Origin of the sequence: uncultured Pigmentiphaga sp. (assembly GCF_937950555.1) — a bacterium.
Classification (GTDB): Bacteria; Pseudomonadota; Gammaproteobacteria; order Burkholderiales; family Burkholderiaceae_B; genus Pigmentiphaga.
In genome coordinates this window covers 67,986-78,816 of sequence record NZ_CALFCW010000030.1, presented here as the reverse complement: position 1 = coordinate 78,816, position 10,831 = coordinate 67,986, and the positions used below count along the sequence as shown (strand labels likewise).

Genomic DNA, 10,831 nt, shown 5'->3' with positions numbered 1-10,831 from the left:
CTAGAACCGATCCGGCGCGAACGGCGCCAAGTCCACACCCGTCGGACGGCCCGCGATGAGGTTCGCCAGTTCGCGGCCCGTGGTGGCGCCACCGCACATGCCGACGTGACCATGACCGAATCCCAGCCATACATTCTGCAAGCGCGGCGCCCGCCCTATCACCGGCATGCTGTCCGGCAAGCACGGGCGATGCCCCATCCATTCCGTATAGCGGCTGGTGTCCAAATGCGGGAACATTTCTCTGCCCCGCTTCAGCAAGACGTGCGCCCTTCTATAGTCGGGCGGTGCCGCGAGCCCGGCGAACTCGACCGAGCCCGCCAACCGCAGGCCCTTGGCCATGGGATTGACCATGATGTTGTATTCGACGGCCATGACGGTATGCCGCAACGAAAGATTCGAGCTGTTGACCGTCACGTGGTAACCGCGTTGGCTTTCGAGGGGCACGCGCAGCCCTAGGTCCCGGACGAGGCCGCCCGACCAAGCTCCCGCTGCAACCACCACTGCATCGCACTCGATGACTTCGCCCGCATCGGTCCGCACACCGCGCACCACGTCGCGGTGCCGCTCGAATGCCTTGACACTCGCGCGCACGCTGCGCGCGCCATCGCGCTCGCATTGCGCATGCAGCGCCTTCACCAGCTCCGAGGGATCCAGCGTAGAACCGTTCTCCGGCGCCAGGATACCGAAGCGGAATCTTCCCTTGAGGTCCGGCTCGAGCGACTCCAGCTCTTCTTGTCCCACGTCGCGCATGTCGACCCCCAAATTGCGGCGCAGGTCCATGCCCCACTGCCACTGCCGGGCGGCCTCGCGACCGGAATACACGTACAGGCAACCGGTGCGCCGCACCAAGTGCCGGGCATTGGCGCGCTCCAGCAACGGATCGTAGTTCTCGAAAATGGGTGCCAGCAGATTCCGCATTGCCGTGGCAATCCTCACGACTTCGGCGGGACGCGAATGCCGCAAGAACCGCAATAGCCAAGGCATTACGGTTGGCAGGTAAGACCACCGTATGGTGAGGGGACCGAGCGGATCTTTCAGCCAACCCGGTACCTTCTTCCACATGCCGGGCATGCCGACGGGCAAACAGGCGCTGGGCGAGAGCGATCCGGCATTGCCGAACGAACAGGCCTCCCCCGGCCCGCGCGGATCGACAAACGTGACATCATGGCCGTCCCGCTGTAACCATGCAGCCGTACAGACTCCCACGATACCATTGCCGATGACCACTACACGCATGCTGCCCTACCCCTTCGGATCGACCTGGATCCAATTTTTTTAAGAATGAATTCAGTGACACCGTCGGTCATACTAGAAAGCAGCACCACGGCTGTCAAGAATTTTTGATTTGGATCAATAAAAGGAAAAATAACCCTCAATTTGGCTGATAAATGCTCATTTGCACCAACAATGTGCCTTACGCCTGACTTTGGGTCACCCCTCCATAAGAAAATCGGAGTCAAGCCTGCATGCAGACAAAAACAAACGCCCCCATCTCGCCGCGCGCATTGACCGACTGGCCCGGCGTTGCGCTCGGCATCACTTGCGGCATCCTCGTCGCGTTGTGCGTCGGGAAAATGCCCCCCGCGCTTCCGCTACTGCAACAGGACTTGGGGTTGAACCTCAGGGAGGTCGGCTGGGTCGTCTCGCTATTCAGCACCATCGCCACCCTGTGCGCCGCCGTCATGGGCCTGGCGTCGGGGAGAGTCGGCGCATGGCGTTTCACGGTCGGAGGGCTTTGCGCGCTGGCGACGGGGGGACTGCTGGGTGCAGCCTCCGATGGCTACGGCGTCCTGCTCCTGAGCCGGATTCTCGAGGGAACGGGCCAGATCGCCATCGTCGTCTCGGTTCCCGCATTGCTGGCGGGGCTGAGCACTCCACAGCAATCCCGCATGGTGCTCGCGCTCTGGTCCGCGTACATGCCGCTCGGCATCAGCCTGGCGCTGCTCACCGCCCCCTTGCTGCTCCAGGGTGGGCATTGGCGCATGCTGTGGACCCTTATCGCAGCCCTCACGGGAATCTGCGCCCTATGGATGGTGCTATGGCGGTCGCGTTACGCCAGCCCCGCCCCGGCTTCACAGTCGCTCGACTGGCGCAAGCTGACGGGTGGATTGCGCCAGGTCGCCCCGTGGGTATTGGCGCTTTCATTCACGTTTTACGCCATCCAGTTCTTTACCGTCATGACGTTTCTCCCCACCTGGGCCATCCAGGAGCGGGGTGTGTCGCTGCGGACCGCTTCCATGCTTACCGCGGCAGCGATCATCTTCAACGCAGGCGGATCGGTGCTGGGCGCCTCACTGCTCCAACGAGGCATACGCGGCAGCGCCTTGATCATCACGGCCCACGTCGTTGTCGGCCTGTCGGCATGCGCGATATTCTGGGAATGGCTACCGGATGCCGCGCGCTTTGCGGCCTGCATCAGCCTCAACCTGATCGGAGGCATTCTGCCTGCGGCCACGCTCTCGGCCGCCGTGCGCCTGGCCAAGGCGCCGGACCAGATGGCCAGCCTGCAAGGCCTCTTTTTGCAAGGCTCTAACCTCGGGCAGTTTGCGGCCGCGCCACTGGTGACCTGGGCGGTCACGGTGTCGGGGGCGGATCCCGACTGGTCCCGGGCCCTGCCCCTGATGGCAACCTGCGCCGCCATCGGGCTCAGCCTGGGGTGGTATGCCCGGTCTCGTGGCCTGTGAGGGCAGCAATGAAAAAGGCTCCTTCCCGCTGGGTGCGGGGGGAGCCAAGCCTAGGTTGGGCCAACGCCCACTCGACGCGACCCGATGAATGGAACGATCAGAGGTAGATGATCAATGCAACGACGCCGACGATGAGCGCCGCCTTCGTCACTCGGTACGCAGTGCGGTTCCAATTCTTGAACTTGCGTCGATACTGGCCCGCGACCCACACCACGTAAAACAACTTATTGATCAGGCCGGTCTTGTCGCCCTCTTCATTGGGAGAGCTGGCCGCGGTCAACACCTTGCGCCCCATCCACCGGTTGAACGCCTGGGCCCACCGATAGCGAAGCGGCCGCTCCACGTCGCAGAACAAAATGATGCGATCCCGGTCAGTGCCGTTCTCCGCCCAGTGGATGAAGGTCTCGTCGAATACCACGCTCTGCCCGTCGCGCCAGCTGTAGCGCTGCCCGTCCACTTCGATGAAACAGCGATCGTCGTTCGGCGTCTCCAACCCCAAGTGATAGCGCAGCGAGCCGGCGAACGGATCCCGATGCGGATTCAGCTTGGCGCCCGGCGGCAGCTCTGCGAACATCGCCGCCTTGACCTCCGGTATTCCCCGCAGGATCTCGACGGTGCGCGGGCAGTATTCATGCGCCGAAGGATGCTGGGCTTCGTACCACTTCAGGTAAAACCGCTTCCATCCTGACTTGAAGAAGGAGTTGAAGCCGGCGTCGTTGTTCTTTTCCGCAGCGCGAATGCGCTGCGCATCCCGCAGGCGCACGGCCTCATCGCGAATAACCTCCCAGTTGTCGTCGAGGACCTTCAAGCCCGGTAGCTGCTCCGCCGAAATATAAGGCACCGCAGGCACCTTCGAGAACAGATACATAAAGGCGTTGATCGGCGCCACGATGGAGGAGTGGTCGAACAGCTGCCTCAAGAACCGCATCCGGACCTTGCCCCGGAAGTGCACATAACCGATGGCGCTCAAGTACAGCGCGACGATGACCCATTTCATCAACTACTTTCCTTAGCTTAGATGCGATGCCCTGCCTGCCCGGCAGGCATGCCGCCGGATCACAGCGTCAGCACCGTCGACCCCGTCGTCTTGCGCGCGGCCAATGACTCGTGCGCCAACGCGACTTCCTCGAGCTTGAAGCGTTGCTCGATCCGCGGCTTGATCTTGCCGGCAACCACCAACTCGAACAATTCGGATGCTGCCTGCTGCATTTTCTCGAGCGTATCCACGTGGTGCGCCACGGTGGGCCGGGTCACGAACAATGACCCTTTTTGCGCCAGGATACCCAGATTGACGCCCGTGACCGCTCCGGACGCATTGCCGAAGCTCACCATGAGGCCGCGCTGCTGCAGGCAGTCGAGCGAGGTCTCCCAGGTGTCTTTGCCCACGCCGTCGTACACGACGGGCACTTTCTTGCCCTTGGTGAGCTCGAGCACGCGCTCGACCACATTTTCCTTCGTGTAGTCGATGACCCGCCATGCGCCATTGGCCTTGGCCAGCGCCGCCTTCTCGGCGGAGGAGACGGTACCGATCAATTTTACGCCCAGCGCCTTCGCCCACTGGCACGCGATCAATCCGACGCCGCCGGCCGCCGCGTGGAAGAGAATGGTTTCATGCCCCTGTAAGCGGTAGGTCTGCCGGAACAGATACTGCACCGTCAGGCCTTTGAGCATGATGGCCGCGGCTTCTTCGAAACTGATGGAGTCCGGAATCTTGACGACCTGGAAAGCCGGCATGTTACGGACCTCGGCATACGCGCCGAGCGGGCTCTGGCCGTATGCGACCCGATCGCCCACCTTCAGGTGCCGGACTTTGGGGCCGACCGCATCTACCACGCCGGCCGCCTCGAACCCCAGCACGGCCGGCAGTTTGGTCGGATACAGCCCGGTGCGGAAGTAAATATCGATGAAGTTCAGGCCCACTGCATGCTGCCGGATCCTGACCTCGCCCGGACCGGGCTTGGGCACGTCGACGTCCACCAACTTGAGCACCTCTGGCCCGCCATGCTGCTCGATCCGAATTGCCTTGGGCATCCCAATCTCCTTAGTCGCCAATGTTCTTGCCGCATTCTAATCGCGCATACAATCGCGGAAAATAATTCCCGCACCGCGCTATGCGGCGGCGTCCGTCCCAACCGCAAGGTAAGCATGTGAAGACCGATCCGCGCTTTCCCAACCTGTTCATCCTCGACCACCCGCTGATCCAGCACAAGCTGACGCACATGCGGGACAAACATACGTCCACGCGGACGTTCCGGGAATTGCTCAGGGAAATCTCCCTGCTCATGGGCTATGAGGTCACGCGCAATCTTCCGCTCGAGCTGCGTGCCATCGACACGCCCATGACGCCCATGGACGCCCCCGTCATTGCGGGCAAGAAGCTCGCGATCGTCCCCGTGCTGCGTGCCGGTAGCGGAATGGCCGACGGGCTGCTAGACCTCGTCCCGTCGGCGCGGGTCGGACACATCGGCCTGTACCGCGACGAACAACATCGCCCGGTCGAATACTTGGTGCGCCTGCCCGAAATCGAAGGGCGCACCTTCATTCTTTGCGACCCCATGGTAGGCACGGGCTACTCCGCCGCGCACGCGGTCGAAGTGCTCAAGAAACGGGGGGTGCCGGCTTCCCACATCATCTTCGTCGCGCTCGTGGCCTCGCCCGAGGGCATGCGCGTCTACTGCGACCACCATCCGGACGTCCCGATGTACCTGGCGGCGCTGGACGACTACCTGGACGACCACGCCTACATCGTCCCCGGCCTGGGCGACGCCGGCGACCGGCTGTTCGGCACGAAGAACTGATATCCGGCGCGCGCCGTTAACCGCCCGGCGCCGCGGCCCCGCCGCCGGAAGCGGCCACCAGCGCGGCCAGTATGCCTGCCGTCTCGGCATCGAAAACACCATCGTACCGGCTGGGACGGTAATGCATCTGGAACGCGGCGAGCACGGCCCGGGTTTCTGCATCCCAAATGCCCGTGCGCGGCACGCCGTAACCCAGCCTCGCAAGCTGCTGCTGCGCCCAGGCGATGTCCGGCAAGCCCTGGGCTTCGAAGCGCTCGCGCATCGCCTGCGCGGCGGTCTCGTCATACCAGCGCCCTATTCCGGCGCGGGCTAGCTCACGCCAAGGGAACATCGGCCCCGGGTCCTGCTTGCGCAAAGGGGCTACGTCGCTGTGGCCGACGATATTTTCGGGCGCGATGTCATGCCGTCGGGCGATGTCGCGCACGAGCTGCTTGACGACTTCGATCTGCGCCGGCTTATAAGGTTGCCACTGAGTCGTGCCATCCGGCGCCGTGCCGATGGGGCCACGGTTGACGATCTCGATGCCAATGGAGGTGCGGTTGAGCCAGGTGTAACCCTGCCACTCGCTCTGCCCGGCGTGCCATGCGGCGCGATCCTCATCCACCAGCCGATACACGCGCGGCGGATCATCGTCGGTCACCAGGTAATGACTGCTGACCTCGCCGCGGCTGAGTAACTCGAGCGCACGCTCCTTATTCGAGACCGTGTAATGCAGCACGATGAAGCGTACGCGGCTCCCCTGGCTGCGCGCGCTGATGGAAGTATCGATCTCCAACCTACCCGGCCCGTTGCCGACCGACGCGCAGCCCTGCACCAGCACCGCCAGGGCCACCCCCAGCGCAGCGAGGCGTTTCGTCGCCCTCATAGCGGCTCCTTGGCTGCCGTCTCCAGCAGCCAGGCCCGAAACGCCGAGAGCGCCGGGTGATCCCGACGCTGCATGGGCGTGCACAGCACATAACCGCGCGGCAATGCGACCGGCACATCGAATGGGATGACCACCTGACCCGACTCGACCTCGGCACGGATCAGGCACCGCTGCAGTACCGCCAGCCCCATGTCGGCCATGACCGCGCGCAACAGGATGGACACCTGGTCAAAGCCGTTGGCCAGGTGAGGAGTGCCTTCCACCCCTACCGCCTGGAACCAGTACGGCCAGTTCCCCCGGGCGTTTGTGTGATAAAGCAGCGGCTCGCCCAGCAATTCGGCCGGGTGCGACCATTTGCCTTGCGCACGGCGCGCGGCGAGGCGATCGGGATGGCAGATGACCGCGATCTCCTTGCCGATCACGTAGTCGCATTGCCAGTGGGGCCATTGTTCCGGCGTGCCGCTCAGGATGGCGGCATCGGGCATGGCCCCCGAGAAATCCTCGTCCCGCCGATAGGCGCTGAAGGTCAGCTCGATATCGGGATGCCGCTGGTGGAAATCCGGCAGGCGGGGCACCAGCCATACGCTGGCCAGCGTAGGAATGACCGCCAGGTTCAACTGATTGCGACGGGAAGCGGCCCGCAGTTCGGCGCTGACCGACTCGATGGCCTGAAGCGGCGCTGCCGTTGCTTCCACCAGGCGCCGGCCGGCCTCGGTCAATGCTACGCCGTGGGCGCTGCGCGCCATCAAGGGCTGCCCGAAGTGCTCCTCCAGGCGCGCAATGGCACGGCTGATGGCGCCCTGGGTTACGCACAGCACCTGGGCGGCTTTGGTGAAACTGCCAAGCTGCGCCGCGGTGACGAAGGCGTGCAGCTCGGACATGGAAGGCGAATGAAGGCGCATGACCGGCTCCAGCATTACCAAAGGTAATGCTGGGGTGAAATATAGTCGTTTGTGATGCCTGCGTAAATTCCTGACACTGGGGACATCGTTTTTCTTACGTTTCCTTACTTCGCAACGGAGCCAACCATGTCCCCCCTGCGCCTCGTTCTCACCGCAGTCAGCGCCGCATTAGTGAGCACTGCCGCCCACGCCGCCGACGCGTATCCTTCGCGTCCGATCCGCCTGATCGTGCCCTTCGCCCCTGGCGGCTCCACGGACATCGTCGCCCGGCTGATTGCCGAGTATGCCGGCCGCGATCTCAAGCAACCGATCGTCGTCGAAAACAAGGGCGGTGCCGGCGGCGCCATCGGAATGGAAATGGTGGCCCGCGCGCCGGCCGACGGCTACACCATCGGCATGGCCACGGTCAGCACCCACGGCGCCAACCCTGCCATTTTCACCAACCTGAAATATGACGCCCGCAAGGACTTCGCGCCCATCGCCAACGTGCTGTCCATCCCGAGCGTCTTCGCGGTGCATCCTTCCGTTCCGGCCAAGACCATGAAGGAGTTCATTGCGCTGGCCAAGGCCAACCCGATGAAATACTCCTTTGCATCTCCCGGCGTCGGCTCGCTGGGCCACGCCAACATCGAGAACTTCATGATGCTTGCGGGCATCAAGCTGTTGCACGTGCCTTACCGTGGTGCAGGTCCGGCGCTGAACGACGCACTGGCCGGCCAGGTCAATGCCATCACCGACAACCTGTCGTCCACGCTGCCCAACCTGCAGAGCGGCCGCCTACGGCCGCTGGCCCTGCTCGCGGCCCAACGCTCGCCGCTGCTGCCCGACGTTCCGACCTACGCGGAATTGGGCTTCCCTGAAATGGGCACCGGCGGCTGGTTCGGCCTGGTTGCTCCGGCCGGAACGCCCGAATCGGTCATCACGCGCCTGAACCAGGCCGTACGCAAGGCCATGGATGATCCTGACTTCCGCAAGCGCGCAGAAGACGTCGGCGGAACTCTCGTCCCCACCACGCCCGCGGAATTTGCCAAGCAGATCGACCAAGCGCTCGAACGCTACGCCAAGGTGGCCAAGGCGGCCAACATCCAGGCGCAATAAGCATGGCCGACCTAATTCCGCCGCCCGTGGTGCGGCGCGACCCGACGGGCCCGGTCCTGCCGCTGGTGTGCGATTCGCCCCACAGCGGCACCCACTACCCTCCGGACTTCGGCGCAGCCGTGCCCTTGGCGCGACTGCGCCAGGGCGAGGACACGCATGTGGAGGCCCTGTGGGCCGCGGCGCCGGAATACGGCGCCACGCTGATCGCCGCCACCTTCCCCCGGGTCTATATTGATCCCAACCGATCCCTGGAGGACCTGGACCCTGCGCTGCTCGACGCCCCCTGGCCCGAGCCGGTCACGCCGACCGAGAAGACGCGGATCGGCAAGGGATTGATCTGGAGCCGCCTGGACGCCCAGACGCCGATCTACGACCGCAAGCTCACCGTCGAAGAGGTACGGCGGCGCATCGATGCCTACTACCGGCCGTACCACGCGGAACTCGAACGCGCCGTCGAGGAGCGCTATGCGCGCTTCGGTGCGCTGTGGCACCTGAACCTGCACTCCATGCCCAACGACGTCTACGAACGGCTGGGCATGCGCAGCGATCACCCCTTGGCCGACTTCGTCCTGGGAGACCGGGACGGCACGACTTGCGAGCCCGGGTTCGTCGCGCTCATCGAAGAGGCATTGCGCGACAAGGGCTACACCGTGGCCCGCAACGACCCCTACAAGGGCGTGCAGCTCATCGCGCAAATGGGACGCCCCGCCGAGCACAGGCACAGCTTGCAAATCGAGGTCAGGCGCCCGGTCTACATGGACGAGGCCACGCGTGAACGCAACGCTGACTTCGACCGCGTGCAGGCCGACCTGACAGCGGTGCTCGCGAGCGTAGCGGACTACGTCCGCGACCACCTACCTCGCTGAGCTTCCTCGCCGGGCGGCAGCACTCCTCAATGCACGCAGCACGTCAACCGGGCACCGGGCAGCAGGCTTTAGCGTCGCTTGCCGAGCAGCGAGCCCAGCAGCCCCCGGGTGAGTTCGCGGGCGAGCTGTGTTCCCATGGAGCGGACTGCGCTGCGGGCGGCCGATTCCAGCACACCCTCGCGGCGCCCGCCGCGCGGGCCGGTCGACCCGAACAACACGTCCCGCAGGCCGCCTATCAGCCCGTCATCCTCTTTGCCGGCCGAGCCCCCCGCCTTGCCGGCCTTGGGCGCCGGGGCCTGGGCCGGGGCATCGGACGGTGCCTCGCCGGCAGCCCTGCGGGTCAACAGCTCGTAGGCCGATTCGCGATCCACGACTTTTTCGTACACCCCCGCGACCAGCGACGACGTCATCAGCGCCTGGCGCTCCGCTGCGGTGGCCGGACCGATGCGGCTCCCCGGAGCGACGATGTAGGCCCGCTCCGTGATGCCCGGCCGCCCCTTCTCGTCCAATAGCGAAACCAAGGCCTCGCCCACGCCAAGCTCGGTGATCGCCTCGGATAGGTTGAGGCCGGGGTTCGCCCTCATGGTCTCGGCCGCCGCCTTGACGGCCTTCTGGTCCCGTGGCGTGAAGGCGCGCAGCGCGTGCTGCACCCGGTTGCCGAGCTGGCCGAGCACAGTATCGGGAATGTCCAGGGGGTTCTGGGTGCAGAAATACACGCCCACCGCCTTGGAGCGTATGAGCCTGACCACTTGTTCGATCTTGTCGAGCAGCGCCTTGGGCGCGTCGTTGAACAACAGGTGCGCCTCGTCGAAAAAGAAGACGAACTTCGGCTTGTCGGTGTCGCCCGCCTCGGGCAGGTGCTCGAACAATGCGGACAGCAGCCACAGCAGGAAGGTCGCATAGAGCGTAGGCGCCTGCATGAGCTTGTCGGCCGCCAGCACGTTCACCACCCCGCGCCCCTGCGCATCGGTCTGCATGAGATCGTCGATGTTCAGCATCGGCTCGCCGAAGAAGCGGTCCCCGCCTTGCGCCTCGAGCGCCAACAGCCCGCGCTGGATCGCGCCCACCGAAGCGGGCGAGACATTGCCGTAGCGCGTCTTGAATTGGGCGGCGTTGTCGCCCACGTACTGCAGCATGGCGCGCAGGTCTTTCAGGTCGAGCAGCAGCAGTCCGTTGTCGTCCGCGATCCGGAATACCATCGTCAACACACCGGCTTGCGTGTCGTTCAGGTTCAGCATGCGGCCCAGCAGCAGCGGCCCCATGTCGGATACCGTCGCGCGCAGCGGATGGCCCTGCTCGCCGAATACGTCCCACAGCGTCACGGGGCTGCCGCCCCAAGTCGGCATGTCCAGGCCGAGCGACTCCAGCCTCTCCTGGAGCTTGGGCGTGGCGGCTCCCGGCTGGGAAATCCCCGTCAGGTCGCCCTTGACGTCGGCCATGAACACCGGCACGCCCATTCGGGAAAAGGATTCGGCCATCACCTGCAGGGTGACAGTCTTGCCGGTGCCGGTGGCCCCTGTAATGCATCCGTGCCGGTTGGCCATGGCCGGCAGGAGAAAAAGTTCGGTGTTCGCGTTCTTGGCGAGAAGTATGGGGGCGGCCATGTCGGTTCCGTTAT

General features: G+C 64.6%; 10 protein-coding genes. 4 read left to right on the top strand and 6 right to left on the bottom strand.

What is annotated here, in order from left to right; all coding sequences use genetic code 11:
* On the bottom strand, positions 1-1,236 hold the full coding sequence (locus Q0319_RS07010; RefSeq protein ID WP_296463424.1) for an FAD-dependent oxidoreductase: 1,236 nt from the start codon (positions 1,234-1,236) through the stop codon (positions 1-3).
* Between the two features lie 230 nt (positions 1,237-1,466).
* Between Q0319_RS07010 and Q0319_RS07005 the strand changes: the two genes are divergently transcribed.
* Complete coding sequence (locus Q0319_RS07005; RefSeq protein ID WP_296463426.1) at positions 1,467-2,684, top strand: MFS transporter; 1,218 nt, start codon at positions 1,467-1,469, stop codon at positions 2,682-2,684.
* 97 nt (positions 2,685-2,781) lie between these two features.
* Here the strand turns inward: Q0319_RS07005 and lpxO are convergent, their stop codons facing one another.
* Positions 2,782-3,684: a lipid A hydroxylase LpxO gene (gene lpxO, locus Q0319_RS07000; protein WP_296463428.1), complete on the bottom strand. Its 903-nt coding sequence runs from the start codon at positions 3,682-3,684 to the stop codon at positions 2,782-2,784.
* 56 nt (positions 3,685-3,740) lie between these two features.
* Positions 3,741-4,715, bottom strand: coding sequence for a quinone oxidoreductase (locus Q0319_RS06995; RefSeq protein ID WP_296463430.1), 975 nt, complete (start codon positions 4,713-4,715; stop codon positions 3,741-3,743).
* A 116-nt stretch (positions 4,716-4,831) separates the two neighbouring features.
* On the opposite strand from Q0319_RS06995, the gene upp reads away from it, so the two are divergent.
* Positions 4,832-5,482, top strand: a complete 651-nt coding sequence (upp, locus tag Q0319_RS06990) for a uracil phosphoribosyltransferase (RefSeq protein WP_296463432.1) — start codon at positions 4,832-4,834, stop codon at positions 5,480-5,482.
* Positions 5,483-5,498: 16 nt separating this feature from the next.
* On the opposite strand, the gene Q0319_RS06985 is transcribed toward upp, so the two are convergent.
* On the bottom strand, positions 5,499-6,347 hold the full coding sequence (locus Q0319_RS06985) for an N-acetylmuramoyl-L-alanine amidase (protein WP_299451538.1): 849 nt from the start codon (positions 6,345-6,347) through the stop codon (positions 5,499-5,501).
* Positions 6,344-7,249: a LysR substrate-binding domain-containing protein gene (locus tag Q0319_RS06980; protein WP_296463435.1), complete on the bottom strand. Its 906-nt coding sequence runs from the start codon at positions 7,247-7,249 to the stop codon at positions 6,344-6,346. Before Q0319_RS06980 ends, Q0319_RS06985 begins: the two co-directional genes overlap by 4 nt.
* Before the next feature lie 126 nt (positions 7,250-7,375).
* Between Q0319_RS06980 and Q0319_RS06975 the strand changes: the two genes are divergently transcribed.
* Together Q0319_RS06975 and Q0319_RS06970 are read left to right on the top strand one after the other, a co-directional pair.
* Positions 7,376-8,347: a tripartite tricarboxylate transporter substrate binding protein BugE gene (locus tag Q0319_RS06975; RefSeq protein WP_296463436.1), complete on the top strand. Its 972-nt coding sequence runs from the start codon at positions 7,376-7,378 to the stop codon at positions 8,345-8,347.
* 2 nt (positions 8,348-8,349) lie between these two features.
* Positions 8,350-9,213, top strand: coding sequence for an N-formylglutamate amidohydrolase (locus Q0319_RS06970; protein ID WP_299451536.1), 864 nt, complete (start codon positions 8,350-8,352; stop codon positions 9,211-9,213).
* A 68-nt stretch (positions 9,214-9,281) separates the two neighbouring features.
* Here the strand turns inward: Q0319_RS06970 and Q0319_RS06965 are convergent, their stop codons facing one another.
* Entirely contained in the window at positions 9,282-10,817 is a 1,536-nt protein-coding gene (locus Q0319_RS06965; RefSeq protein WP_296463448.1) for a helicase HerA-like C-terminal domain-containing protein, read from the bottom strand.
* Between the last annotated feature and the right edge of the window lie 14 nt (positions 10,818-10,831).